The organism is Pyxidicoccus trucidator (assembly GCF_010894435.1).
Taxonomy (GTDB): domain Bacteria; phylum Myxococcota; class Myxococcia; order Myxococcales; family Myxococcaceae; genus Myxococcus; species Myxococcus trucidator.
The window spans coordinates 1,389,755-1,416,379 of the sequence record NZ_JAAIXZ010000001.1 but is presented as its reverse complement, the minus strand read 5'-3'; the positions used below and the strand labels follow the sequence as shown (position 1 = coordinate 1,416,379).

19 protein-coding genes are annotated in these 26,625 nt (G+C 71.1%); 10 read left to right on the top strand and 9 right to left on the bottom strand.

What is annotated here, in order from left to right; genetic code table 11:
* Positions 1 to 12: 12 nt before the first annotated feature.
* The gene (locus G4D85_RS05745; protein ID WP_164008643.1) at positions 13 to 4,212 is read right to left on the bottom strand and encodes an annexin; all 4,200 of its coding nucleotides are present in this window, start codon (positions 4,210 to 4,212) and stop codon (positions 13 to 15) included.
* 162 nt (positions 4,213 to 4,374) lie between these two features.
* On the opposite strand from G4D85_RS05745, the gene G4D85_RS05740 reads away from it, so the two are divergent.
* Positions 4,375 to 7,491: a serine/threonine-protein kinase gene (locus G4D85_RS05740; RefSeq protein WP_164008641.1), complete on the top strand. Its 3,117-nt coding sequence runs from the start codon at positions 4,375 to 4,377 to the stop codon at positions 7,489 to 7,491.
* Positions 7,488 to 8,381, top strand: coding sequence for a sigma factor-like helix-turn-helix DNA-binding protein (locus G4D85_RS05735; RefSeq protein WP_164008639.1), 894 nt, complete (start codon positions 7,488 to 7,490; stop codon positions 8,379 to 8,381). The genes G4D85_RS05740 and G4D85_RS05735 overlap by 4 nt, the downstream gene beginning before the upstream one ends.
* A 22-nt stretch (positions 8,382 to 8,403) precedes the next feature.
* On the opposite strand, the gene G4D85_RS05730 is transcribed toward G4D85_RS05735, so the two are convergent.
* The gene (locus G4D85_RS05730; protein WP_164008637.1) at positions 8,404 to 9,315 is read right to left on the bottom strand and encodes a LysR substrate-binding domain-containing protein; all 912 of its coding nucleotides are present in this window, start codon (positions 9,313 to 9,315) and stop codon (positions 8,404 to 8,406) included.
* Positions 9,316 to 9,344: 29 nt separating this feature from the next.
* Between G4D85_RS05730 and G4D85_RS05725 the strand changes: the two genes are divergently transcribed.
* The gene (locus tag G4D85_RS05725; RefSeq protein WP_164008635.1) at positions 9,345 to 10,835 is read left to right on the top strand and encodes a catalase; all 1,491 of its coding nucleotides are present in this window, start codon (positions 9,345 to 9,347) and stop codon (positions 10,833 to 10,835) included.
* Between the two features lie 20 nt (positions 10,836 to 10,855).
* Here the strand turns inward: G4D85_RS05725 and G4D85_RS05720 are convergent, their stop codons facing one another.
* From G4D85_RS05720 to G4D85_RS05710, 3 genes are all read right to left on the bottom strand, one after another.
* Complete coding sequence (locus tag G4D85_RS05720; RefSeq protein ID WP_240359085.1) at positions 10,856 to 11,227, bottom strand: PilZ domain-containing protein; 372 nt, start codon at positions 11,225 to 11,227, stop codon at positions 10,856 to 10,858.
* Between the two features lie 260 nt (positions 11,228 to 11,487).
* Positions 11,488 to 12,606 (bottom strand): hypothetical protein, encoded by a 1,119-nt coding sequence (locus G4D85_RS48800; RefSeq protein WP_205525425.1) that lies wholly within the window; start codon positions 12,604 to 12,606, stop codon positions 11,488 to 11,490.
* 69 nt (positions 12,607 to 12,675) lie between these two features.
* Positions 12,676 to 13,866 carry a hypothetical protein gene (locus G4D85_RS05710; protein ID WP_164008631.1) on the bottom strand — a complete coding sequence of 397 codons (1,191 nt, stop codon included), beginning with the start codon at positions 13,864 to 13,866 and terminating at the stop codon, positions 12,676 to 12,678.
* A 250-nt stretch (positions 13,867 to 14,116) separates the two neighbouring features.
* On the opposite strand from G4D85_RS05710, the gene G4D85_RS05705 reads away from it, so the two are divergent.
* Positions 14,117 to 16,828 (top strand): M20/M25/M40 family metallo-hydrolase, encoded by a 2,712-nt coding sequence (locus tag G4D85_RS05705; RefSeq protein ID WP_240359084.1) that lies wholly within the window; start codon positions 14,117 to 14,119, stop codon positions 16,826 to 16,828.
* 12 nt (positions 16,829 to 16,840) lie between these two features.
* Here G4D85_RS05705 and G4D85_RS05700 read toward each other — a convergent pair whose 3' ends face one another.
* From G4D85_RS05700 to G4D85_RS05690, 3 genes are all read right to left on the bottom strand, one after another.
* On the bottom strand, positions 16,841 to 17,530 hold the full coding sequence (locus G4D85_RS05700) for a zf-TFIIB domain-containing protein (protein WP_164008627.1): 690 nt from the start codon (positions 17,528 to 17,530) through the stop codon (positions 16,841 to 16,843).
* A 162-nt stretch (positions 17,531 to 17,692) separates the two neighbouring features.
* Complete coding sequence (locus tag G4D85_RS05695) at positions 17,693 to 18,220, bottom strand: lipocalin-like domain-containing protein (protein ID WP_164008625.1); 528 nt, start codon at positions 18,218 to 18,220, stop codon at positions 17,693 to 17,695.
* Between the two features lie 8 nt (positions 18,221 to 18,228).
* A complete protein-coding gene (locus G4D85_RS05690; RefSeq protein ID WP_164008623.1) occupies positions 18,229 to 18,948 on the bottom strand; it encodes an SDR family oxidoreductase in 720 nt (239 codons plus the stop codon).
* A gap of 116 nt (positions 18,949 to 19,064) precedes the next feature.
* Here G4D85_RS05690 and G4D85_RS05685 point away from each other — a divergent pair, with 116 nt between their 5' ends.
* Positions 19,065 to 19,670: a CGNR zinc finger domain-containing protein gene (locus G4D85_RS05685; RefSeq protein WP_164008621.1), complete on the top strand. Its 606-nt coding sequence runs from the start codon at positions 19,065 to 19,067 to the stop codon at positions 19,668 to 19,670.
* Between the two features lie 8 nt (positions 19,671 to 19,678).
* Here the strand turns inward: G4D85_RS05685 and G4D85_RS05680 are convergent, their stop codons facing one another.
* Positions 19,679 to 20,593, bottom strand: a complete 915-nt coding sequence (locus G4D85_RS05680) for a LysR family transcriptional regulator (protein ID WP_164008619.1) — start codon at positions 20,591 to 20,593, stop codon at positions 19,679 to 19,681.
* A gap of 119 nt (positions 20,594 to 20,712) precedes the next feature.
* Between G4D85_RS05680 and G4D85_RS05675 the strand changes: the two genes are divergently transcribed.
* The 5 genes from G4D85_RS05675 (at position 20,713) to G4D85_RS05655 (ending at position 26,242) form a co-directional block, all read left to right on the top strand.
* Positions 20,713 to 21,738, top strand: a complete 1,026-nt coding sequence (locus tag G4D85_RS05675; RefSeq protein WP_164009162.1) for a zinc-dependent alcohol dehydrogenase family protein — start codon at positions 20,713 to 20,715, stop codon at positions 21,736 to 21,738.
* 116 nt (positions 21,739 to 21,854) lie between these two features.
* Positions 21,855 to 22,385 carry a hypothetical protein gene (locus tag G4D85_RS05670; protein WP_164008617.1) on the top strand — a complete coding sequence of 177 codons (531 nt, stop codon included), beginning with the start codon at positions 21,855 to 21,857 and terminating at the stop codon, positions 22,383 to 22,385.
* Between the two features lie 329 nt (positions 22,386 to 22,714).
* The gene (locus tag G4D85_RS05665; protein ID WP_164008615.1) at positions 22,715 to 22,957 is read left to right on the top strand and encodes a hypothetical protein; all 243 of its coding nucleotides are present in this window, start codon (positions 22,715 to 22,717) and stop codon (positions 22,955 to 22,957) included.
* 181 nt (positions 22,958 to 23,138) lie between these two features.
* Entirely contained in the window at positions 23,139 to 25,175 is a 2,037-nt protein-coding gene (locus G4D85_RS05660) for a serine/threonine-protein kinase (protein WP_164008613.1), read from the top strand.
* Positions 25,176 to 25,279: 104 nt separating this feature from the next.
* Positions 25,280 to 26,242 (top strand): DUF2381 family protein, encoded by a 963-nt coding sequence (locus G4D85_RS05655; RefSeq protein ID WP_164008611.1) that lies wholly within the window; start codon positions 25,280 to 25,282, stop codon positions 26,240 to 26,242.
* Positions 26,243 to 26,625 lie beyond the last annotated feature (383 nt).

Genomic DNA, 26,625 nt, shown 5'->3' with positions numbered 1-26,625 from the left:
CGGAGGCCCCGCTCACGCAGGCACGGTGATGCCCTTGAGGTACTTCTGGAGCTGGTCCACCTCGATGGACCACTCACCGATGCCCGGGTTCTCCTGCTTGAGCGGCCCGAAGCTCGAGCCTCGCTGGACGAGCCGCGTCGGGTCGTTCGTGTCATAGACACTCATCCGCGTGGGGCCCCAGGGATTGGAGAGGTAGACCCGGCCATTCTCGAAGCGGGAGATGCTCATCACGTGGCCCATGCCCGCGCCATCCGGGGTGCTGGAGACGTGGACCAGGTACGGGGGGCTGGTGTTCGCGCCCCGCCGGCCCACGAGGCGCTCCACCAGGGAGATGTTGTTGTCCGTGGACGGGACGTAGCGGAAGGGCCTCCCGTAGAGCTGCTCCGCCAGCTTTCCCGTCGACGGGGAGGGCAGGCCTTCCTTCCATTCCCCCTCGCTCGTCAGCCGGGCGCCTCGCCGCGCATCGTACGGCTCCGGGCCCGTCGCGTGCTGGAGGGTCGCGCTCTGGAAGATTCCCTCGGAAGGCGACCTCATGTCGTCTTCAGGTCGGGCGCGCTGCTGGCCCCTCAAAATCGCGCCACGCTCCTGGTGGGGCGTCTGGTGGGGGTTGCGCAGCGCGAACTTCTGCCGGTCGAACAGCGTCGGTTCCAGCGTCAGCTCCGCGCCTCCCCGCATCTTGACGGTGCCTGACGTCGAGGTCAGCCCGTTCATCAGGCGCACGTACTCCGACGGGTCATACGCCGCCATGTCCCGCTGGAGCGCGGTGACCTGGCAGCTGTTGACCCAGCCCTGCTGCACCCGCTGCGGTGCCGCCACGTCGGACAGGACGGACTCCAGCATCTCCCGCCGGCCGATGCCGGGCCTGGCCAGACTTGCGTGGAGTGGCTGGGTGGCAAGCTGCTTCAGGTTGTCGACCAGCGTCTTCCCCTGGCTGTCCGGAGTGGTCAGCCGGTTCGCGTCTCTCGCCAGCATCCGCAGGTCCCTGAGTGCGGGAGCAGAGGTCTCCGCGATGACCTCGCACATCGCCTCTCGCTGGGAGGGAGTGAGCCGGGACCAGGACGGCTGGGTCATGATGTCGCGAACAGTCGCTGCGGCGGCCGGCTCGCGGGCGAGCCGCTCCTCCACGGCGGTCCGGAGTCGGGGAGGAACGTTCTCGAGCGCCTTGTCGATGTCGGCGCGCGCCTCCGCGGCGCGGCCCTGCGGGCCCGCCCTGGCGGGAGTGCCCGCCCCGGTGCTCCCGGCCACGGCGGGCGCGTCCTCATTGCCCGGCGTGGTGCTCTGCCTGGCGGGCGATGACTCGGGAGTCCCTCCCGTGGGCTGGGTTCCATCCTCGGAGGCCTGAGCCTTGTTCCCAGGAGTCGGAGCCTTGCCCGTGGCCTTGAGCGTGCCCGTCAGGCCGGCCCCGGTGAGGCCTCCCGACACCGCACCAATGGTGCCGTCCAACACCGCGCGGGTGGCGATGTCCCCCAGGGCGCTCAGCACGCCGTTGTCCCAGGTCTCGCTCCGAGTGGCCGCATCCACGGCTCCGCCGGCCACGCCACCCGCCGCGCCCTCCTTGACTCCTTGCTTCGCGGCCTGCCTGACGCTGCTGCCTGCCGCCTCCTTCGTGGCGGTGGTTCCCGCCTCCTTGGCGCCGGTGGTCGCACCCGTGCGTGCACCGGTGGTGCCCGCTTCCTTGGCGCCGGTGGTCGCGCCCGTGCGTGCACCGGTGGTCGCGCCCGTGCGTGCGCCGGCAGTCCCTGCCTCCTTCGCCACGGTGGTGCCACCGGCGCGCGCTCCGGACGTCAGTGCGCCCGCGCCCTTGCCCACGGGGATGGCGGCGGTCGCGCCCTCCGCCGCGCCAATCAGCGCCTGGCGCCCCAGCTCCTGCGCTCCGGCCGCGCCGCCCTGGAAGGCCGCGTACGTCGCCGCCCGCGTGCCCGCGCCGAGCGTCGCGTACGCCGCGAGCGCCAGCGGTGTGGCCGCGCCTCCGGTGGCAATCACCGCCGCCGTGGTGACCACGACGACCGCCGCCGTCGCGGCGCCCTCCGCCAGCGAGTCCTTGCTGGCCTGCAGCGACTTCACGTCCTCCGTCGCGTATCCGGTGAGCGTGGTGGCCCGCTCGGTGTCGCCGCTGGCAATCGCCGTGTCCGCCCGGTCCAGGTTGTGCTCCAGCCGGTCATTGTCCGACTCACCCTTGATGGCCCGCTGCGTCTGGTCGAGCACCCACGTGCCGAAGCCCTTCTCCTGCGACTGCTGCTCGCGCAGGCGCCGCACACGCTCCTGGTTCGCATTCGGGTCGTTCGGGTCGACGGCCCCCAGGTCATACATCTGCTCCAGGAGCTCGAGCTGCTCACGGCCATCCAGCTCGGAGTCCAGCTCCTTGCGCAGGTCCTTCCCGTACTTCTCCTTGTACGCCGCGGCGATGGCGTCGAGCTCCGTCTTGGACTTGCCCTGCAGCTCGTTGCGCAGCTTTTCCTCGTCGGTGCCCGCGCCGTCCATGGCCAGGTGCATGCGCTCGGCGGCGGCCTCCGCCTGGGCCTTCACGTCACCCTCCTTGGGAGGGTTGAGCAGCCGCAGCGTCACCTCCTTGTCCGCGCCGTCCCACCCGCGCACCTCGCTCTCCAGCGATTTGCCCGTCTGCTTCTGGTACTCGGCCTTGATGGCCTCGAGCTGCTCGGGCGTCTTGCCCTCCAGCACGCCGCGCACGGCCTCCTCGTCCGCGCCGAAGGTGCCGTTCACCGCCCCCCGGATGCGCGCGGCGTCCGCCTGGGCGCCATTGCCCTGGAGCAGCCCCATGGCCCGCGCGTAGTCCTCCTTGGACAGGTCGCCCTTCAGGTCCTTCAGCAGCTTCTCGTCCTGGAGCAGGATGGCGCGCTGCTCGGGCGTGGCCTTCTCCAGGCGCTGGAAGAGGCGGTCCTCGTCGGTGCCCGCGCCGCCGATGTCCTCGCGCAGGCCGTCCTTGAGGGCCTGGGCCTCCAGCTTCGTGGCCTCCTCGGGCGTCTTCGCCTGGCTCACCCCGAGCAGGTTCCGCGCCCGCGCCATCTCGTCGGGGTCCAGCTCCTTCTCCAGCTTGGACAGCATGAAGTCCTCGGGAGACTGTCCCGCCGGAGCGCCGCCCTTCAGCTCCGCGTACTTCTCCGCGATGGCGTGCCGCTCCTCGGGAGACTTCTTCTCCAGCGTCTTGAGGATTTCCTCCGACGAGCCGAACACCCCATCCAGCTCCGCCTGGATGGCGACCGCGTCGCTCTTCGCCCCGTCACCCTTGAGCAGGGCGTCCGCCTTCTTGCGGTCGGCGCCGCTGAGCTCCTTGCGGATGACCTTGTCCAGGTCCTTCCCGTACTGGTCCTTGTACGTCTTGCGGAGCACGTCGAGCTGCTCGGGCGACTTGCCCTGCAGCGTCTTGAAGAGCTTCTCCTCGTCGGTGCCGAAGCCGGTGACGCCTCCGTCCGTCGCCTGGTACAGCGCGGCGGCGTCCTTCGTGGCCTGCTCCTGGGTGTATGACGGCTTCTGCTCCGCGGGAGGCGCCTGGGTGCCGGCCGGGGGCGCGGTCTGCGTTGCGCCCGGAGGGGGCGGCTGCGTCGTGCTCTCGGACGGAGGCCGCGCGGCGTCAGCCACCATCATCCGCTGCAGCTCGGGGGACACCTTCTCCTTCGCCAGCGCCTCGGCGCGGGCGGGGCTCCCGGGAGGGGTGTCGAAGATGCGCTTCGCCGCACTGGCCCGGAGCGTGCCCGCCGGTTGGTAGTGGGGCTGGTCCTTCAGGTACGCGTCCATCGACGCGTAGCTCTTGCGCGAGGCCGGGTCGAAGACGCTGTTGCCCTGACGAATGACCACATGGCCCGACTCGCCCTCCGCACCTGGGCGGCTGTCGGCCAGGAAGACCATCTCCGAGCGAGCACGCAGCTCCGGCGAGGCCAGCTCCAGCCAGTTCGCCGCCTGGTCCAGGCAGTTGCTCTTGCCGTCCCGCGTGTCCTCCGTGAGCAGTGAGCTGCTGGGCGCCGTCGGGTCCGCGGACAGCTCGGGCCCCTTCGTCTTCACCCCGGCCTGGAAGTCGGACCGGGTGGACTGCTGGGCCCGCTGCGCCTGTGCCGCCTGCTCGGCCAGCTTCGCCTGTGCCTCGGCGGCCCGGCGAGCGGCTTCGGCGGCCTGTCTCGCGGCGGCCTCCGCGGCCTCACGCGCGCGGCGCTGGATTTCTGCGGCGATGGCGGACGGATTCGAGGTGACAGAGGTCATGGGGAATCCTCGGAAGCTGTAGGAAAACGCTGTCGGGGGCGTCTGATGGGGAGAAGGCCGAGGCTCGCGGCCGTCCCAGAAATTTCCGCATCGTCCGTAGAGCCCCCCGCCGCGCAACCGTCGAGCCGGGGAATCCGGGAACCCTGGTACGGTTGTTACGGTATGACGATGTGCCCGGCTGAGACGACGCTGAGTGACCTGCTGGCGGGGTTGCTGCCGAAGGAGCAGCGGAGCGACGTCCTGGCGCATGTCGAAGGCTGTGCCGACTGTCAGCGGGCGCTGGCGGCGGCGGGCGGTGACTCCACCTCCTCCCAGCTGGACGCGTCCTTCCCGGCGGTCCCCGCGCCGCTCGCGCGCGGCGCCACGCTGGCCCGCTACGTGGTGCTGGAGCGCATCGGCGCCGGAGCCATGGGCGTGGTGTACGCGGCGTATGACCCGCGGCTGGACCGGCAGGTGGCCCTCAAGGTGCTGCGTCCGGAAGGGCGTCAGGTGGAGGAGCTGCGGCTGCGGCTGGTGCAGGAGGCCCAGGCGTTGGCCCGCCTCTCCCACGCCAACGTGGTCGCCGTGTTCGACGTGGGCTCGCAGGACGACTGCGTCTTCCTGGCCATGGAGTTGGTGGACGGCGTCACGCTGGCGGAGTGGCTGAAGCAGCAGCGCTCCCTCGAAGAAGTCCTGCGCGTCTTCAACGAGGCCGGACGCGGGCTGGCGGCGGCGCACGCGGCGGGGCTGGTGCACCGTGACTTCAAGCCCGCCAACGTGCTCGTCGGCCGGGACGGACGCGCGCGGGTGACGGACTTCGGCATGGCGCGTCCCCTCAACCGCGAGCAGGGCGCCGCGCCGCGAGTCGGGCCCGCCGTGGCCGCGTCCACCGGGAGCCCCACCGCCAGTCCTCTCGCCAGTCCGCTCACCCGGACGGGCGTGTTGCTGGGCACTCCGGCGTACATGGCCCCGGAGCTGCTGGGCGGGCGGAGGGCGGACGCGCTGTCGGACCAGTTCAGCTTCTGCGTGGCCCTCCATGAGGCCCTCTACGGCGTGCGCCCCTTCGAGGGTGACAGCCTGGAGGCGATGGCCCGCGCGGCGCTGGAGGGCCGGGTGCGCCCGGCGGGCCGCGAGGCGAAGGTGCCCGCCTGGGTGCGGCGCGCGGTGCTGCGCGGGCTCCTGCCACGGCCCGAGGCGCGCTACCCCTCCATGGAGCCGCTGCTGGCGGCGCTGACGCCTCCGCCCCGGCGCCTGCGGGCCCGGGTGGCGGCGCTCACCGGCACGGCGTGTCTGCTGGGCGCCGCGGGGGCCTACGCGGTGGCGCACCGGAGCGAGGCGCACTGCGCGCAGGAGGCGGAGAAGCTCGGCGCCGCCTGGGGCCCCACGCAGCGCGAGCAGGTGCGCGCGGCCTTCCTCGCCACGGGGGCGCCGTACGCCTCCCTCGCCTGGGAGAAGGTGTCCGCCATGCTGGACGCCCATGCCTCCCAGTGGCGCACGCTGCGCACCGAGGCCTGTCTCGCCGCCAGCAGGCAGCCCACCAGCACCGCCTGGCAGACGTCCGCCTGTCTCGACACGCGGCTGTGGCAGCTGGCTTCCGTCACCGACGTGCTGCGCAAGGCGGACGCGCAGACGGTGCGCAACGCCCAGCAGCTCGCCTCGTCGCTGGAGGGACTGGAGGGCTGTCGCGATGCCCCGGCGCTCTCCACCCGCCCGCAGCCGCCAGACGCGCTCCGGCCTCGCGTGGATGCGGCGCGGCGCAAGCTGGCGGACGCCGAGGCCCTGCGCGCGACGAGCCGGTACGGGGAGGGCCTCCAGCTGACGTCGGCACTCCTCGAGGAGCTGAAGGGCCTCGACTTCAAGCCGCTGGAGGCCGAGGTGCTCCTCACCCATGGCTACCTCCACGCCCAGTACGGCAAGCCGAAGGAAGCGGAGGGCATCCTCTACAAGTCCATCTGGGCCGCCGAGGCCGGGCGCGACGACGAGACGAACGCGCGCGCCTGGAACCTCCTGCTCTGGGTGGTGGGCGACGAGCTGGCCCGTTCGGCGGAGGCGGAGCGCATTGCCCACCATGCCCGGGCCGCGGTGGCCCGGCTGGGCCGGGAGCGCTTCCCGGACATCACCGCGGACCTTCACTATCGGCTGGGCGCGGTGCTGATGACCGAGGGGAAGTACGACCAGGCGGACACAGAAGTCACGCAGGGGCTGGAGCTGGTTCGCCGGGTCCATGGCTCGGGGAGCCTGCACACCGCCGACTTCCTCCACACGCTTGGCCGCGTCCGGGTCCGCCAGCGGCGGTATGAGGAGGCCCTCGCGCTCCACCAGCAGGCGCTCACGTTGCGGGAGCGGCTCCTGGGCGCCGAGCATCCCGAGCTCATCAGCATCCTCAACAGCCTCGCCCTGGACCATGAGCGCCTGGGCCGCACCGACGAGTCCATCGCCGCCCTGCGCCGGGCCATCGCCATCCATGGAAGCGCGGGCTCCGAGGAGAACGTCTTCCTTGCCGCTCCGCTGAAGAACCTCGCCTTCCGGCTGCGCACCCAGGGCCTGCTGGACGAGGCGTGGAAGCACCAGCAGCGCGCACTCGCCATCTACGAGCGCATCCGCGGGCCCGACCACCCCGACACGGCGCTCACGGTGGCCGCCCTGGCCCGGCTGGCCGGCGACGCGGAGCGCATCGACGAGGCCCTCGCCCTCTTCCAGGACTCCCTCGACCGTCTCCAGCGCTCGCTGGGCCCCGAGTCCCCGCGCGCTGTCACGTCGCTGCTCTTCCGCGCGGAGCTCTACCTCCGTCTGGGCCGCTACGCCGAGGCACGGCGCGACGCCGAGCGCGCGCGGGCCCTGCAGGAGAAGCAGCACGGCCCGAACAGCGCCAACGCCGCCATGGCCCTCGGACCGCTGGCCGGCGCGGCCCTCGGCGCCGGAGCACCCCGGGAGGCGCTCGCGCTCTGCCAGCGCAGCCGGGAGCTCAACGAGTCGGTGCAGGGCCCCGACAGCATGGACGTCGGACGGGACGTCCTCTGTCTCGCGGAGGCGCACCTCGCCCTGGGCGAGCCGGAGAAGGCCCTGCCGCTGGCCGAGCGCGCCCGGGAGCGCCTTGGCAGCTCCTCCGGCGAGCGGTGGGACACGGGCCGCGCCACCTTCGTCCTGGCCCGGGTCCTCCTGGCGCTGAAGCCTCCGGACCGGGCCCGCGCGACGGCCATGGCCGGCGAGGCCCAGACACGTTTCGAGACCCTGGGCCTCCGTGCGCGGCGCGAGCTGGAGCACGTGGTGGCCTGGCGGCAACGCGAGGGACTGCGATGAGTGACACACCCGAAGCTGACTCCCTGTCCGCGTTGCTGCGCGCGTACGTGCCGCTGGAGCGGCGCGTCCAGGTGGCGGCGGTGGACGGCCTGGACGCACTCCTGGCGCAGCACCTCACGGCGGCCCGGACCGCCTGGCCCACGGTGTCCCTCACGGACGAGGACTTCCTCCGCCACCTGGCCCGGCACCTGCCCGCGGAGGCGACGGCGGAGGTGCTGCGCCAGCTCCACGGCGCCGACCTGTACCTCGCCTGCGCCTGCGCCGAGGGCAACCCCCAGGCCCTGCGTGCCTTCGACCAGCACGTCCTCCAGAAGGTGCCCTCGCGGCTGGGCTCGCTGCCGCGCGCCACGGTGGACGAGGTGCTCCAGGTGCTGCGCGCGCGGCTGCTGATGGGGCGGGGCGAGGCGCCACCGAAAATCGCGGACTACTCCGGCCGGGGCCCGCTGCTGGCCTGGGTGCGCATCACCGCCGCGCGCATCGCCGGTGAGCTGGCGAACCGGGACGGGCGCCAGGAGCTCTTCGACGAGCCGCCCGAGGCGCTCGCGCGGATGCTGTCCACCGGGGACCCGGAGCACGAGCTGGTGCGCAAGGACTCGCGCGAGCTGCTCGTCGACGTGCTGCGCAAGGTGCTGGCCTCGCTGCCTGAGCGGGAGCGCGCGCTGCTGCGGCTGCACCACCTCCACGGCTTCACCATGGACAAGCTCGCCGCGCTGTATGGCGAGTCGCGCTCCGGCATGCAGCGCCAGGTGGCGCACGCCCGGGAGCGCCTGCTGAAGCTCACCCGCACGGAGCTGGCCGCGCGGATGCGGATGGAGGCCCCGGAGCTGGAGAGCCTCCTGGGCCTGGTGCGCAGCCGGCTGGACCTCAGCCTCAACCGCCTGCTGGGCTGAGCCACGCCCGGGGCGCGTCGCGCTACTTCCGGGGCCAGGCGTCCCGCATGGCGCCGGCCACCTGCTGGAGCGCGCCGCTGAAGGGCGAGCGCTTCCTCCAGATGAGGGCGAGCGTGCGCTTGGGCGCCGGGTTCGCGAAGGGGCGCACCCGCAGCTCGGAGCGCTTCACCTCGGTGGCGACGGCGAGCGCGGGCAGCAGGGTGACGCCAGCGCCCGAGGCAATCATCTGCGTGAGGGTGGGAAGGCTCGTCGCGCGGAACTCCAGCTCGTGCGCGCGGGCCTTGGAGCACAGCGAGAGCGCCTGCTCCCGGAAGCAGTGCCCCTCGTCCAGCAGCAGCACGTCCTGTCCGCGCAGCTCCGAGGGCAGGGCGTCGCCCTTCTTCAGCCCGAGCGGGTGGTCCTTCGGCGTCACCAGGAAGAACGGGTCGTCCGCCAGCACCTCCGACTCGACGTCACCCAGGTCGGCCTCCAGGGCGACGAGCGCGGCGTCCAGTCCGCCCCGCTCCAGCTCCCGGGTCAGCGCCTCCGTCTTGTCCTCCAGCCAGCGCACGGTGAGCCGGGGGAAGTGCTTGCGGAGCGCGGGCGTCACCGCGGGCAGCAGGTAGGGCGACACCGTGGGGATGACGCCCAGCCGCAGGGTGCCGCTGAGCGGGTCGCCCGCCCGCAGAGCCGCCTCGGCCAGCGCGTCCACTTCCACCAGCAACCGTCTCGCACGCTGGACCACTTCCGTCCCCACGTGGGTCAACAGAACGCGCCGCCTGTCCCGCTCGAAGAGTTGAACGCCCAAAACTCCCTCGAGCTGCGCAATCTGTGCGCTCAGCGAGGGCTGGGACACATGGCACTGTTCCGCCGCCTTCCGGAAGCTCAGCGCATCCGCCACCGCGACCACGTACTGGAGCTGTCGGAGGGTGAAGGGGTGGGGGGCGAGGTTCATAGGCAGAACGTACGAATTCCAGGAGCGTCATGAGCCAGTCGAGCGACGGTAAGCCGGGTAAGGGCCCCACCCTCACCACCCGGCAGGGCCACCCTGTCTACGACAACACCAACAACCGCACCGTGGGAGACCGCGGCCCGACGGTGCTGGAGAACTACCACTTCCTCGAGAAGATCAGCCACTTCGACCGCGAGCGGATTCCGGAGCGCGTGGTGCACGCGCGCGGCGCGGGCGCCCATGGCTGGTTCGAGGCGTATGGCGCCGTGGGCAACGAGCCGGTGAGCCGGTACACGCGCGCGAAGCTCTTCCAGAAGAAGGGCGCGCGCACGCCCATGTTCGCCCGCTTCTCCTCCGTCATCCACGGCGGCCATTCGCCGGAGACGCTCAGAGACCCGCGCGGCTTCGCGCTCAAGTTCTACACAGAGGACGGCAACTGGGATTTGGTGGGCAACAACCTCCAGGTCTTCTTCATCCGCGACGCGATGAAGTTCCCGGACGTGGTGCATGCCTTCAAGCCGGACCCGGTGACGAACCGGCAGGACCCGCGCCGCATCTTCGACTTCATCAGCCTCTCGCCGTCGGCGATGCACATGATTACGTGGCTCTTCAGCCCGTGGGGCATCCCTGCCAGCTATCGCGAGATGCGCGGCTCCGGTGTCCACGCGTACAAGTGGGTCAACGACAAGGGCGAGGCGGTGCTGGTGAAGTACCACTTCCTCCCCAAGGGCGGAGAGCGCAACCTCACCCAGGAGCAGGCCCAGGCCATCCAGGCCAAGGACTTCAACCACGCCACGGGGGACTTGTTCGACGCCATCGCCCGCGGGGACTTCCCCGAGTGGGAGTTGCAGGTGCAAATCATGGAGGACGGCGAGCACCCGGAGCTGGACTTCGACCCGCTCGACGCGACGAAGGTCTGGCCGCCCGAGCAGTTCCCCCTCCGCCCGGTGGGCCGCATCGTCCTGGACAAGAACCCCACCAACTACTTCGCGGAGGTGGAGCAGGTGGCCTTCGGCACCGGCGTGCTGGTCGACGGCATGGACTTCTCCGACGACAAGCTGCTGCAGGGCCGCACGTTCTCGTACTCGGACACCCAGCGCTACCGCGTGGGCCCCAACTACCTCCAGCTGCCCATCAACCGGCCACGCGTGAAGGTGGCGACGAACCAGCGCGACGGGCAGATGGCGTTCGAGAACCAGCACACGGAGCAGGACCAGAGTCCGCACGTCAACTACGAGCCCAGCAAGCAATCGGCGCCGCGCGAGGCGGCTCGCGAGTACCCGGGGCACCACCCCAAGGTGTCCGGCGAGGTGGTGCGCAAGGAGCTCAGCCGCACCAACAACTACGGCCAGGCCGGGGCGCGCTACCGCGCCTTCCAGGACTGGGAACGGGACGAGCTCATCAAGAACCTGGTGGGCGCGCTGAGTCAGTGCGACCGCGACATCCAGGACCGGATGGTGAACCACCTCACCCAGTGCGACGCCGAGTACGGCAAGCGCGTCGCGCAGGGACTGGGGCGCTAGTCAGCGGACCGAGGGGGCGGCTACGGCAAGTCCGAGTCGCCCTCTTCTTCGGGAGCGAGCACCGTCTTGAGCTTCTCCAGGGCGTCGGGGGACACGTCGGTGAAGGCGAGCCCTACCTCGTAGCGAGCGGCCGCGCCCTTGGGCAGCGCCTTCGTCCACGCCACGCGCGCGTCGCACCGCAGGGACGTGCCGTCCTTGAGGAACAGGTCCAGCTCCAGCGGGCTGTTCTGCTTGTGCTCGTCATCCGAGTAGATGCGGATGCCGCCGAGGCTGGCGTCAAGCACCTGCTGCTGCGTGTAGTCCACGCGCCTCAGTCGGGCCGGGCGCGCGTACAGCGGCGCCGCGAGCCGGGGGAAACGGCGGCGGTCCGACGGGGAGTCATTCGTGCTCACGGCGTGCCTCATGCGGCCTTCTCCGGAAGGATGCCCGGCGCATCTCTCGGGGCAACCTGGGGGAGCATAGGGGATTTCCACGACCTGCGAGGAGTTCCGGCCCATTTTCCCATTCCAGGCAATGCGCGCCTGCCGGTTGCCTGGCCCCTTGCTCGTCGGGTGGCATGAGTGCGTTCGGACCTCATGGAGAGGCGGGCTCCGCTGGCGGAGAGCGGAGCCACACCCCGGGGCAGGGTTGCCCCAGGCCGGGCGAGCTGGACCTACAGCGCGGACTGCACCGCGTTCTCCAGCTCCTGGCGGGTGTACCAGTCCACGGGGCGGCGGCCCGTCACCAGCTCCAGCGTCCCGTCGGTGAGTGCCACGGCGGCGTGCTTGTCCGTGCGCAGGTGGATGCGCTTCACCTTCTCGCGTAGGGCCGCGCGGCCGAGCTCGTCCTTCACCAGCGCCTCCAGCGCCTCGCGGGCGCGCTCCGCCAGGAAGCCGAGCGCGCGCAGTTCCTCCGCGCTGGTGGCGTTGACGCCGGGGGCCAGGCCCAGGACGAGCGACGTCTCCGTGGCGGCGCGCACGCGGGCCTCCACGGTGGCGAGCTGGCGGCGGAGCTGGAGCAGCGAGGGGACGGCCACCGCGTCGCGCTTCAGCGCGCCGAAGGCGGGCATGTCGAGGATGGACAGCGTCTCGATGACGCCCACGGGGACGAGGGTGGCCTCGTCATAGGGCAGGCCGCTCTCGCTGGGGGAGTAGAGGAGCACGGCGCGGCCCTCGCGGCGGTCCTCCAGCATCTCCCGCACGTAGCCGGACACGACGCGCCCGCTGCGCAGGGAGAGGGTGATGCGCGGCAGCACCAGGGGGATGCCGGCCTGCTGGCGCCCGGCGATGCGGAGCACCGCGTACAGCGTCGCGTCCACGCCCTTCGCTTCCCAGTCGAGGAAGGCCTGGAGCGGGTCCTTCGCCGTGTAGACGTTGGGCGTCTCGGGCGCGGCCTCCAGCGCCTTCTGGATGGCCTCCTGCCGCTCCTTCACCTCGTCCACGTTGGTGACGGGCTCGTGGTCCAGCATGAGCACGCCGTCCTGGAAGGTGGCCACGCTGGACGCGGAGGAGGTGCCGGTGGTGTTGCGGATGATGACGCGCTTGAGCGAGCCCTGGAGCGACTCACGGCCCAGCTCGTCCTGGCCGAGGGTGCGGAGCGCGGCGATGAGCGGCTCGAAGTAGACCTTCGGCCACGCCTCCGCATAGAGGTGCTCGTAGCCCTCCACCGCGAGGCTGGTCCAGTCCACCTCCACCTGCACCGTGAAGCGGGCCGCGTCGTCGATGTCCTTCTTCAGCTTCGGGTAGTGCGTCTCCTCGAACTGCTTCGCGGCCTTGCGCTCGGCGATTCCCATCCTGGCCTCCCGGGGTGTTGGCGGCCGGCAGTCTCGTCCAGCGAGCCGTGCGCCGACAACCCGAGTGGCTCACATGCCCCACACGAGATGGAAGAGGAGGGCCCTGGGGGCGGAGGACGGTCCGAGTGCCTCGTCCAGGTTCCTGAGCTGCGAGGGGTCCGTGTCCTCCGTGAGCAGGTCCCGGCCCAGCAAGTCCCACAGCTCCAGCAGCGTCTCCACGGCGCCAGCGAGGGGGGCCTCGTCATTGAGCCCCAGGCGCTCCGCGTCGTCGGAGACCAGCAACCGGGTCAGGAAGTGGCGCCAGGCCACCAACGTCTCCTGGACGTCCGCGTTGAGCGGAGCGAGGGCGAGGCATTGGTCGATGAGCCGGGTCTGGTGGCTCAGGATTCCCACCAGGTACGGTGTCCGCTCCGGGATTGTCTCCGCCCAGAGAATCCATTTGGGGGAGTCCACCTCCACGGCGCGCGCGCGGCGCGGGCGATGGGGCTCCTTGTTTCGCAGGACGCGCCCCGCCGTCGTCAGCCGGGCGATGGGGCCGTCCAGGGTGACGAGCCCCGCCGCGCGCAGGCGCAGCAACAGCGCCGGCAGCGAGTCCCCGTCGGTGAACAGCTCGCCATACAGCGCCTGGAGCTGGCCGAGGTCGGGCGTCTCGTCCACCGCGTCCAGCGCGAGGTCCACCTCTGTCCGCAGCACGAAGGGCCCGTGGGCTTCATGAGAGGGATGGAGGACGCGCACGTTGACGGCGGGGTGCATGAACGCGTCGAACGCGGGGCGTCCCAGGAGCTGGAGCTCTTGAAGGTGCGGGGCCGCACCGATGAGCGCGTCCCGCACCGCGGCGCTGACGGGGGCGTCGCCCTGGTTCACCAGGGTCAATGACGTGAGCCAGGGCCGCGGGCGGCTCGCGAGGCGCGCCACGTCCTGCCCGTCCCCTCGGAGGGTGTAACCCCGGACGAAGGCTCCCAGCGGACCGTCGAGCAGGCCCGGGGGATGGAAGCGGTCATCGCGAAGCGCGTGGATGAACCCGTGCTGGACGAGGTGCCCCGCGCGGGCGGCGAGCTCCTCACCGAGCCAGGCCACGAGGAGCGCCTGACGCTGCGTCCTCCAGGCCTTGTCCTCGGGCGAGGGGCGCAGGTCGAGGGCGATGAGCTCTCCCCGAGGGTCCCCGCGTTGCTGGAGGTGGTCCGCGTAGACCGCGAGCGTGTCCAGGTTCCACGACGTCACCAGCGAGCGCTCCAGCTCGCCCCAGTCGCTCCCGTTCATGAGGCCACTCTCGCATGGCGAGGGGAGGTTCCGACGGGGACCTGTTCCATCGAGACCCACGGCGAGGAGTAGGCGGGGGTGGGGTTGCATCATCCACCCGACTTCATTTGAGCCGGGCGGGCGGCTCTGAGATGGTCTGCCCATGAAGCGTCGCCTGCTCCCATTCCTTGCCCTGCTTTCCTGTGCCACCCCTTCAGGCACGGCTCCCGCTCCGGAGCCGACTGCCGAGGCTGGCGCCTCCTCGCCCACCGTGCCCGCCCTTCCGCAGGAGGTGCGGCTGGCGGACCTTCGCCAGCTCACCTTCGGCGGAGAGAACGCCGAGGCCTACTGGTCCTTCGACGGCCGGCAGCTCTCCCTCCAGGCCCGACTGGAGGGCATGGGGTGTGACCGCATCTACCGCATGGCCGTCGACGTCCAGGGCGCGACGCCCACGCTGACGCCCGTGTCGAGCGGGAAGGGCGCCACGACGTGCGCGCACTTCTTCCCGGGAGACCAGGAGGTCCTCTACGCGTCCACGCACCTGGGCGGCGAGGCGTGCCCGCCGCGTCCGGACCACTCCATGGGCTACGTCTGGGCGCTCTACGACACCTACGACATCTTCAAGTCGCGCGCGGATGGCAGCGGCGAACTGACGCGACTGACGGAGACGCCGGGCTACGACGCGGAGGGCACCGTCTGCGGGAAGGATGGCTCCGTCATCTTCACCTCCGTGCGGGATGGAGACCTGGAGCTGTACCGCATGGACAAGGACGGCGGGAATGTCCGCCGGCTCACCCACACGCCTGGCTATGACGGCGGCGCGTTCTTCAACGCGGACTGCTCGAAGATTGTCTGGCGCGCCTCGCGGCCGCACGCGGGCAAGGAAGCGGACGACTACAAGGCCCTGCTGACGAAGGGGCTCGTGCGGCCCACGAAGCTGGAGCTGTACGTGGCCAACGCGGACGGCTCGGAGGCGCGGCAGATTACGTGGCTCAACGCCGCGGCCTTCGCGCCCTTCTTCCACCCCAACGGCCGGCGCATCCTCTTCTCCTCGAACCACGGCGACCCGAAGGGCCGCGAGTTCGACATCTGGGCAGTGGACGTCGACGGCTCCAACCTGGAGCGCATCACCCACGCGCCGGGCTTCGACGGCTTCCCCATGTTCTCCCCTGACGGGAAGTGGCTGGTGTTCTCCAGCAACCGCGCCACGGCCCAGGGACGCAGCGACACCAACGTCTTCCTCGCGCGGTGGGTGGAGGACGCGAAGCCCGCCGAGACGGCGGAGACGGCCGTGGAGCGCATCAAGCGCGACGTGACGTTCCTCGCGGCCCCGGAGCGTGAGGGGCGCGGCATCGGCACCGGCGGGCTGGAGGCGGCGGGCCAGTTCATCGAGCAGCGCTTCCAGACGCTCGGCCTCACGCCGGCGGGAGACGGCGGCTCATTCCGCCAGGTGTTCCCGGTGACGACGGCGGTGAAGCAGGGCCCGGCGACGCAGGTGACGCTGGGTGGGAAGGTGCTCCCGGCGGATGCGTTCACGGTGCTCGGGTTCTCCGCGCAGAACGCGGTCCAGGCGCCGCTGGTGTTCGCCAACTACGGCATCGTCGAGCCGTCGCTGAAGGTGAATGACTACGCCCTGAAGCGCGGCGCCAAGGGCAAGGTCGTCGTGGTGCGGCGCTTCGTGCCCGACACGGCCACCTTCGCGGACACCGACAAGCAGCGGCGCTTCGGAGACCTCCGCTACAAGGCCTGGGTCGCCGCGCGGCACGGAGCGACGGGGCTCATCGTCGTGGACTGGCCCGAGGCCCCCACGCCTGCCCAGAAGGACTGGCGGATGCCTCCCGAGGCCGCGCTGCCCGGCCTGTCTCCCGAAGGCCATGGCGACGCCGGAATCCCCGTGGTGGTGGTGAAGCGCGCGGCCCTGGAGCCGCTGATGGACGCGCTGCTGAAGGGCAAGCAGGTGGATGCGCGCCTCGAGGTGCGGCTCGACTTCGAGAAGCGCGACGCCTTCAACGTGGCGGCGCTGCTACCGGCGGGGGAGGGGAAGCTGCCGGGCACCGTCGTGATTGGCGCGCACTATGACCACCTGGGCATGGGCGGGCGCTTCTCGCTGTCTCCCGACCGGCATGAGGCGCACGGTGGGGCGGACGACAACGCCTCTGGAGTCGCCGGGCTGCTCGAAATCGCGCGCTCGCTGGCGGAGCAGCGCGGGCAGTTGAAGCGCGACGTGCTCTTCATCGCCTTCTCCGGTGAGGAGACGGGAGTGCTCGGGTCCACGTACTTCACGCGGCAGCGCGGCGACGCTGGGATGAAGGGCATCACCGCGATGCTGAACCTGGACATGGTGGGCCGGCTGCGCTCGGGCGGGCTGAACGTGCTGGGCGCCGAGTCCGCCGGGGAGTGGGGGCCGCTCATCGCCGCCGCCTGCGAGAAGGCCCGCGTCCCGTGCAACTCCAGCGGCGACGGCTACGGCCCGAGCGACCACTCACCGTTCTACGCGGCGGGCGTCCCGGTGCTGCACTTCTTCACCGGCGCGCACTCGGACTACCACAAGCCCACGGACACGGTGGAGACGCTCAACGTGGGGGGCACGTCGCGGGTGGCGAGCATCGTCTCGGCCGTGGCGCTGGCGCTGGATGGGACGACGGCGCTCACCTACCGCACGGTGCCGTCGCCGGCTCCTCGCGGGGACATGCGCAGCTTCAACGCGTCGCTCGGCACCGTGCCGGACTACGCGGGTCCGCCCGAGGGACAGAAGGGCATGCTGCTCGCGGGCGTGCGCGCCGGGGGCGCGGCGGACCAGGCGGGCATGAAGCGGGGCGACATCCTGGTGCGCATCGGCAAGCACGTGATTGGCGGCGTGGAGGACCTCATGTTCGTGCTCAACGCCTCCAAGCCCGGCGAGACGGTGAAGGCGGTGGTCTTCCGCGAGGGCAAGGAAGTGCCGCTGGAGGTGACGTTCCAGGAGAGCAAGCGGCCCCGCTGAGCCGCGCGGTGGTCAGTTGAGGGCGTCGGCGATGGCGGCCAGGACGGCGGCCATCGCCTCGCCGACCGCGACGCCCACGGCGGAGGCGCCCTCCACGGCGACTTCGATGACCGTGCCGGCGCCGTCCACGATGACTTCCAGGGCGCCCTCCGCCACCACCTCCACCGCGACCTCCGCCACGACTTCTCCCGTGGTCGTCGCGACATCCCGCGCGGCCTCCTGAATCGGGCTCGAGCTGACGACGGTGGACTGTGAGGCGGCCAGCGCGGCCGCGGTCGCGGCGGCCACGGCGGCGGCACCCACCAGGGGGCGCAGCGAGTGTCTGGGCGCACGGCGGAGCAATTCCAGCTCGCTCGCGTCCAGCCAGAGGCCGTGACACCGGCTGCACACGTCCACCGCGCAGGCCTGCATCCGCACCTGGGAGAGGTGCTCATCGCAGGTGGGGCAGCGCGCGGCCGCCCGGCCACACAGCCCGCAGTTCTCCCGAGAGGCCGGGACATGGTGCTGGGCGTGGGGGCAGCGCCGGGGCGCATCGTGCAGCGCGGCCCACGGCGCGTCGGTCTTCCAGGCGGGGGTCAGCCGCTCCAGCTCATCGTGCTCCATCCAGTGGCCCTTGCAGGAGTCACAGGTGGCCACGAGGACCCCGTTGAGCTGGGTGTCTCGCAGGGGCTTCTGGGGACAGATGGGGCAGTGCCGGCGCATGTCCTTCTTCAATAAATGAACCCGGCTCCGGGCGAAAGTGGGTGGGACGGGCTCCGCGCCCGGCCGCACCCCGCGAGCGGCCAGGCCCTGCCGAGCCGTGCGAGGACCCTCCTCACTGCCCGGTGCGTGGATGACGGGCACACGCGCTCCGGTGCGGCCCGTCTACCGGACGCGCTTCCACTTCACCTCGCCCACCGCCGTCGGCCCGCCGCTCGTCGGTACGGGCACGGTGTACGTCAGCTCGTCGCCCGCGAGCGTGAAGGCGCGCTGCTGCTCGGTGCCCTCCCAGTTGGGAAACGAGGCGTGGTCGATGTGGAAGGTGAGGGTGCGCTCCGCCGCCTTCACCGAGTACCGGCCGAAGTGCGAGTTGCTCCCCTGCACCGTGGCCTGGTTCTCCTCCGGCGTGCCCTGGTTCTTGTCGCTGGACGCGAACCTGGCGCGGCCCGCGCGGAAGATGTGGATGGAGTAGCGGCCCCGTGCATCGAACATGAGCAGGCCCTGGGGGCTGACGCCGTAGAGCTGGACCCGTCGGCCGTCGGGGAACACGTTGTCCACGGCTACGAGCGTCCAGGTGCCAGCGAGCTGCTCCTGGGACACCGCCGCTGGCGGGGCTGCGTTGCCCGCGGGAAGGGCGGGGACGAGGAGCAGCAGCGACACGGCGGCGAGGGTGAGTCGTACAGTCGGGTTCAAGGCGGGCCTCACATGAGCGGACCGCCACCGTCCACGGCAAGGACGGTTCCGGTCAGGAAGGGGTTGGTCATCGCGAAGAGCGTGGCGGAGGCGAGGTCCTCGGGTCTGCCCACGCGCCGGGCAGGGGCCCTGCGCGCGTAGTCCGCGAAGAGCCGCTCCCGGGCGTCGGCGCCGAGCCGCTCCCAGAAGGCCCCGGAGTCCACCACGCCCGGGGAGATGGCGTTGAGCCGCACCGGCGCCAGCTCCACGGCCATGGCCTTGGTGAAGGCCTCGAGCCCTCCATTGACCAGGCTGGTGATGGAGGTTCCCGGAGCGGGCTTCCACGCGCGGAAGCCCGAGAAGAAGGTGAAGGAGCCCTCCGGCGCGATGCGCGCGGCGGCGTGCTTCACCAGGAAGATGGGCGCCCAGAGCTTGGCGGCGAAGGCCCGCTCGACGGAGGCGGCCCCCATCTCGGTGATGGGCCCGGAGGCGCCCTGACTCGTGGTGCTCACCAGGTGGTCGAACGGGCCGACCGACTCGAAGAAGGCCGCGACCTGCGCCTCCACCGAGGCATCCAGGACGCGCACCTCCCGGGGCCCCTTCAGCAGTGCCGCGGTGGCCTCCAGCGACTCCTGCTTGCGCCCCGCCAGCACCACGCTGGCGCCAGCCTCCGATGCGGCGACGGCCACGCACCGGCCAATGCCGGAGCCTGCACCGATGACAATCACCCGCTTGCCTTCCAACTGCATGGGACCACCTCCCGAGTGGATGGAATGCCGTAACCTCATGAACAGGTTACGCGCGGTGGATATGTTCCGGAATTAGTAACCTGTCAAACAGGTTTCATGCTTTGTTGAGGGCGCACATGGCACGCACGAAGAGTCCGGCCCCGCGCGAGACGCCGACGGGAGAGCTGCGCGACGGGTTCAAGTTCCGCTCCGGCCGGCTGGCGCTGGACCTGCCGGCCTCCCTGGCCGCGCGGCTCAAGGCCGAGCCGAGAGAGCTGCTGGAGACGCCTCACGACCTGGGCCGCTGGCTCGTGGCCGCCGGGCTGGCGGTGAAGGACCCGAAGGCCACGGAGGAGGAGCTGGGCCACGCACGCGAGCTGCGGGAGGCCCTCTACCGGCTGGCCCGGGCCCGCGTGCGGGGAGAGGGCTTCGACTCCAGGGACCGGGCGCTGGTGAACCGGTGGGCGGCGGAGCCTCCTCCGGCGCCCCAGCTCGGAGCGGAGGGGCTCACCTGGATGGGGGGCGGCGTGCGCTCCCTGCTGGCGGCGGTGGCGAGGGACGGCGTGGAGCTGCTCGGCGGTCCGCTCGCGGAGCGCATCCGCAACTGCGAGGGGGAGGGCTGTGCGCTGCTCTTCGTGGACACCTCCCGCTCCGGCCAGCGGCGCTGGTGCTCCATGTCCGGCTGCGGCAACAAGGCGAAGGTGGAGGAGTTCCGCCGACGGCAGCGCGAGGACACACGGTAGACGGGTGTCTATCGGTGGTTCGGGGACAGTCGCTCTGGGATGCGCGCCGCGAGCACGTCGATGGCGGCGCGCACCTTGGACGGCAGGTGCTTGTTCTGCGGCCAGACGGCGAAGATTTCATTGCCGTGGCTGGGCTCCTCTTTCAGCACGGGGATGAGCTGCCCTCCACGCACGCGCTCCGCGACGAGCCAGCACGGCAGCCACGCCAGTCCGGAGCCCTGGGTGGCGGCGTCGGCGATGGTCTCCAGGTCATCGAAGCGCAGGCGGTGCGGGACGGACACGCGCCGGTCCACGCCCTGGGCATCCGGGAAGCGCCATGGCTTGCCGACGCCGTTGCGGCCGTAGACGACGCCCTCGTGTCGCTCCAGGTCCGCGAGCGTCCGGGGCCGGCCATGCTTGCGGAGGTACCCGGGGGACGCGCAGACCACCATCTCCTGCACTCCCAGCCGGCGGGCCGCGAGGCCGGCATTGTCGGCCAGCGGCGCGACGCGGATGGCCAGGTCATAGCCGTCCTCGATGAGGTCCACCACGCGGTCGCTGAAGGAGAGCTCCAGCTCCAGCCCGGGGTGCTTGCGGGCCAGCTCCCAGAGCAGCGGCGCCGCGCAGTGCCGGCCGAACAGCACGGGCGCCGTCACCCGCAGGCGGCCGGTGGGGGCGCGGCGTCCCGAGTCCAGCGCCGCCTCGGCGGCCTCCAGCTCCGCCAGCGCGCGCACGCAGCGCTCATAGAAGGACTGCCCGTCATCGGTGAGGCTCTGGCTGCGCGTGGTGCGGTGGAACAGGCGTGTGTCCAGCCGCTCCTCCAGCCGGGCAATGCTCTTGCCGACGGCCGAGCGCGACAGGCCCAGGCGCTCGGCGGCGAGCGCGAAGCTCCCGGCCTCCACGGCCTGGACGAAGGTGAGCACTCCGCTGAGCCGGTCCGTCATGGCGCTACTCCGATTGGTGCCGCCGTGTCCCCAGTGAGTCAACGAAGTGTCGCCACTGGAGAAAGGGACGCGTCTCTATATCCCCCGTGCGGCTTTCACGCATGACACGGGAGCAGACGATGGGCGGCACGATGAAGCGGTGGCAGTTGGAGCGTCCGGGCCGGGAGCACCTGAAGCTGGCGGACGTGGCGATTCCGAAGCCGGGGCCGGGCGAGGTGCTGGTGCGCGTCTCGGCCGTCTCGCTCAACTACCGCGAGAAGCTCTTCCTGGACGGGCCCGCCTACACGGGCGTGTCGCTCCCCTTCACCCCCGCCTCCGACATGGCGGGCGAGGTCGTCGCCACCGGCGCGGGCGTCCAGCGCTTCAGGGAAGGCGCGCGCGTCATCGCCAACTTCCAGACGGACTGGGTGGACGGGCCGGTGCCCCGCGCGAATGGTGGAGTGCGGAGCCTGGGCGGTAGCGCCCCCGGCGTGCTGGCCGAGTACGTGGCCATGCCTGAAGGCTGGCTGGTCGCCTCGCCCGAGACGCTGGACGACGCGCAGGCGAGCACGCTGCCCTGCGCCGGCCTCACGGCGTGGACGTCGCTGGTGGAGCTGGGCGCGCTGCGGCCAGGGCAGACGGTGGTGACGCAGGGCACGGGCGGCGTGTCGCTGTTCGGGGTGCAGCTCGCGTCGGCGCTGGGAGCGCGGGTCATCGTCGTCTCGGGAGACGAGGCCAAGCTCGCGCGCGCGAAGACGCTGGGCGCGGCGCACGGCATCCACCGCCGCCACACGCCGGACTGGGAGAAGACGGTGCTGGAGCTCACCGGCGGGCAGGGCGCGGACCACATCCTGGAATTGGTGGGTGGCGACAACCTGGGCCGCTCGGCGGCGGCGCTGGCGCCCGGCGGGCGCATCTCCCTGATTGGCGTGCTGGAGGGCTTCGAGGGCCGCTTCCCGGTGCTGCCGCTGTTCCAGACGCACGGCCTCATCCAGGGCATCTTCGTGGGCCACAGGCGCGGCCTGGAGCGCCTGGTGCGCGCGGTGGACTCGCTGGCGCTGAAGCCGGTCATCGACGCCACCTATCCGCTCGCGGAGCTGCCGGCCGCGCTGGAGCACCTGGACCGCGGGGCCTTCGGCAAGCTGGTCATCCGCGTCCGCTCCTGAGGGAGCGTGGGAGGCAGCGCCCGCCCGCGCCGGGAAGGAGCCTGGAGCCAGGAGCCGCGCTTCGGGTACCTTCCGGCGCGAGGTTCCTGGCGTCGGAGGCGCGAATGAGACGAAGCATGGGTGTGGCATTCCTTGGCGCGGCGCTGCTCCTTGGCTGCGGGGGTGATGATGACGGCGGTGAGGGCCCGGACGACGTGGAGCCCGAGGCCAGGTGCGACGTCACCGTCACGGGTGCGGTGTCGGGGACGCCCGTGTGCCGGGACGTGTCGCTCGCCTACTTCTCGAGTGATGACGACTACACCCTCACCCTGGAGACGGAGGCGGGCGCGCGGCCCCTCGTCCTCGTGCGCCCGTCGGCGAATGGGCGGCCCGAGGTGGGCACGTTCACCGGTCCCACCTCGGAGGTGGACTGCGGTGTGACGGTCCGGGATGGCGCGAAGGCCTGGTTCGCGTACTACGAGAACCCCCAGACGGGGGCGTCCCTGCGCGGGAGCTGCACGCTGACCTTCACCCATATCGAGCTCTACGGTGGCGGTGGCGGTGCCACCACGTACCGCTTCAAGGGCACGCTGCAGGCGCACCTCCTGGCACTGGAGACCACGGGTGCGACTGGCACGGTGGACGTCGTGACGAACTTCGAGCTCTGAGGGGTGGCTTGACCCGCGCGCGAGGTGTCGTTACCTTGCGCGCATCCTCTCGACGTGGCGCCGCAGCGCCTCTCGCGTGAACTCCTCCACAGCTTGAGCTGATGTCTCCCGGCGCCGCCTCGTGGCAGCACGGCGTGAGCGGCTCGCTTCTCTTCGTCTCTCTGTTCCTGGTTCGTACGCTCGCGAGGCCATGAGGGCCTCGCCCGGCTTCGTGTGTCCTTCCCTGTCGGGGAGGGTGCGCGGAGCCACTCCGGCCGACTGTCGCGGCCGGTCACCCGTCCCTCGGGGCTTCAGCCACCCCGCGGGCTTGTCGTTCCCTGGCTGTTCCGATGTATCGCTGTCAGTCGTGCCAGAAGTCCGTCGGTCCTCGTGTCTCCAGCCACCGCGTCACCGTGGCCACCCGCCTCACCGAGTTCCCCGCCCGCCCAGGCACCCAGCGCCACGCCGAGGGCCGGCGCGTGAGGTGGAAGGACGACCCGGGCGGTATGGGGCTCCAGATTGCCCGTGAGCTCCAGGTGTGCGGCCCGTGCGCCACCGCGCGCCAGCGGAGCGGGCCCGTGCCCGCGGCGTGAGCGTCGCTCGGGCGCACGTGTGCCATGAGGTGGGCGGCCGGGGATGTGGGCCCGGCCGTCCCGTCTGGGGCCCCGTGGCCGGGCCCGGACCGCTCACGCCAGCCGTGGACCCGCACTATCAGGTATGCAAGGACGTTGATGACCTGCTAGGTTGAGCCGGGAACTCGTGGCGAGGCAGGGCATGTCCGGACCGGCGGCAGACAGCGGGGCATATCCATGGGAGCTGCTGCCCGGCGACCAGGTCAATCGCTGGCGCATCATCGAGCGGCTGGGGACTGGCAGCTATGGCGTGGTGTACCGGGTGGAGGGAGACGTCCCCGGCGAGAGCTACGCGCTCAAGCTGGCGCTGCGGCCGTCGGACGCGCGCGCCGAGCGCGAGGTGGCGCTGCTCGCTCGGACGGACCACCCGCATGTGGTGCGCTTCCATGACTGGGGCAGCATTCGGGGTGTGGCGGGCAATCACCTGTACTTCGTCATGGACTGGGTCCAGGGACTGCCCCTGCACCTGTGGGCGGAGAAGACCAACCCGTCGCTGCGCGAGCTGGCGCGGGTCGCGAGCACCCTGGCCCTGACGCTGGACTGGCTGCACGCGAGGGGCGTGCACCACCGCGACCTCAAGCCCGAGCACATCCTCATCCGCGCGAGCGATACGCAGCCGATACTCATCGACTTCGGCGTGGGGCGGCAGGAAGGGGCCAGCACGCTCACCTCGACGGTGGTGCCGCCAGGCACCGTGCACCTGCGCAGCCCCGAGGCCGTGGACTTCCACCGCCTGTACTTCCGCGAGGAGGGCGCGCGCTACACGTTCCAGCCCACAGACGACCTGTACGCGCTGGGCGTGTGCCTCTTCCGCGCCCTGGCGGGGCACTATCCGTTTCCCCCGGACCTTCCGGGGGACCTGTTGATGCTGGCCATTCTCGCGCACGTGCCGCCGCCCGTGACGGTCATCAATCCCCGGGTGCCGCCTGCCTTCAGCGAGGTGGTGGCGCGGCTGCTGGAGAAGAGACCTTGGGCCCGCCACGGCTCCGGGCGCGAGCTGCACCATTCGCTGGAGGCGGCCCAGGCGCTCGGTCCGGCGGAGGCCTGGGAGGAGCACGTCTTCGCCTGGGAGGAAGGACCCGAGCCGGCCGACCCCGCCGAGCGGCGCACGGTTCGCCCGGTCTTGCCCGCGACACCGATGACTCCGGTGCCCGAGCTGGAGGCCCCGCCCAGGAGGCACTCGACGGGTGGGCGGAGGGCTGTCGGAGCCGTGCTGCTGCCGCCGTCGGTCGTGGCCGACCCGGCAAAGCACGGACTGGCGCTGATTGTCGTGGATCGTCGCGAGCCGGAGCCGCCTCGTGGGTGGGCCGCCTGGGCGACGGCAAGACAGCATGCGTTCCGCGCGGGTGTGGCGCTCGGTGTGGTGGTGCTGCTCGGCCTCGTGGCCTGGGTGGCCGCCGGTCGCGGGGCAGTGTCAGGGCCTTCATCCGAAGAGGTGGGGGCCACCTTCCATTCGGAACCACCGCTGGAAGACGCGCCCGCGCGGATAGAGGCGCCCTCCGGAGGGACACTGGGGCCTCGCGACGCCGTGTCGCCACCCTTGGTGGAGAACCCGCCCGGAGCGGATGCTGCACCCATGACCCAGGCCAAGGACACCTCCGACGTGAAGACCTCGAAGCCCTCCAGTCCCCCCGCGAAGCAGCGAGCGAAGACTCCGGACGCCGTGCGCGGCGCGCTTGGAGCGGCGCTCACCGCTACCTGCGTGGGCGCGGCCTGCGCGAGTCCCCAGCAGGTGGAGGTGCCGCGGCTCCCCGCGGCGCTGCAACAGGCACGGCCTCCGCCCGAGGAGTGTCCTCCGGACGCCTTGGAGGCGATGGCGCAGCTTCAGTTCGACAAGGTCGGCGAATCGGAGCCGGATGGAAGCCTCGTGCCCTATGAGTATGAGGAGGGACCGGCCCCTGCGCGCGAGGGCCCCGCGGTCTTTGCGCTCGATCGTCAGTTGGGGACCCTGCCCCGGCGGGGGACCACGGTGTCCGGACGGTTGTTCTTCGCCAAGGGCCGTGTCCATGGCTGGTTCACCGAGGCTCGAACGAGGGATGGCCAAAGATTCCCCGTCTGCATGGTGTTGCTGGATGAAGACCGCAGACTGGGTTGGGCGGTGGAGGGGCCTGGAGACGAACCCAGCACCGTGCTCGTCCATCCGATAGGAAAGCTCATGACGGTGAAGCGCTTCAAATGAAACGCCGCTGATGGCTACCCGGGCCGAGGTCTCTGCAAGTCAGGGACAGTGGCGTGGCACTACTCGCGAAGGCCATGGCCATGGCGCGCAGGAGATTCCGTCACGTGCCCGTCCACCCTGTTTTCCTGCTGGCGCTCGCCCTCGCTTTGGGAGTGGGCGCCACTGCAGCCGCGCAGCCGCAGCGTTTTCCTCCCGAGGCAGGACTTCGGCGCATCGAGCTTCGCGCCGTAGCAGCCGACGCGGAGCCAGAGATACACATCAGCCCCGGCATCTCCACCGTGCTCACCTTCGACGGGAGGCCCACGGGTGAGCCGGTAGGACGGCTCCAGGTCGCGTTGGAGCGGTCAGCGGACTTCCAGCGGTTGGAGCTTGGAGAGTCCGTCCTCCGGCTGGTTCCTTCCGATGAATTGAAGACTGGCGACCAGGTGCGGCTGACCGTGCGCTTCGCGGATGGTGCGGCCCCGCCTGTAGCCACCTTTGTCCTGGTGGTACGGGAGGCGCATGCGGACCGACTGGTGGAGGTGTATCGCGAGCCACGCCCGGTGGAGTCCTACCAGCAAGAGGTGCGAGAGGCCTGGGAGGCCGTGCGCCAGTGCCATGAGGAATTGACCAGGGCCCAGGCCACGCCAGGCGGCTTGACTGGTCTGACGGCACTTCGGGTCTCCGCGGTTCTCGCTGACAATGGTGTTGTGGCGCGGAAAATCCCTGCGGTGGCATTTCGGCTACGGAGCGGTGCGCTCATGGCGAATCAGGTACGCACCTACAGCGCGAGACGCCGGGTACTCGTGGAGCTATCGCTGCGCTTCAGTCAGCCAGGGGAACCCTGGACTGCGAAGGACGCATCGCTCACGAGGAGCAGGGGCGAGCGCCTGAAGGTCGTATCCGTGTGGCAGGAGTTTCCTGTCACCACGGTCGATTCGAGCTGGGTGCTGGTGGAGGCGGAGTCCGACGCATCCTTGTCCCCGGACGCGTGGACGCTGCGGCTGTCCGAGGAAGGAAACCGCCGAGCCCTGGTCGTCGACGGCATCTCCTTCGCCCCGGTCGCCCAGTCGCACGAAGGCGAATAGGCAATATTTAGCCGCGTGCCATCTTTGCATCTCTTGAGGTCAGCTCTGCCGGTCATCCGAGGCGACAACTTCCCTGACACAGGGGGTAGTTTCGCGGGCCTCCCTGTGGTGCCCATCAAAGCCCCGGTCCGTGGAACGCCGTGGAACCATCAACATACGTGCGCGGCAACAGTTGAGGCGCCTCCTCGGAGAGGCGCCCCGGAATCATGCTGTCTGAGGACTAGGGGCTTTCCCTGATTCAAGGACAGCCCTACACCAACGCTCCGACTTGCCCTCTCAGCACAGACCTGCGCGCCACCTCATTGGATATAGCAGCACCTCGCCTGCGCAACCACCGAACCGCTGGCCGCCGAGCCAGCGAGATAGCAACCATAATTGTTCGT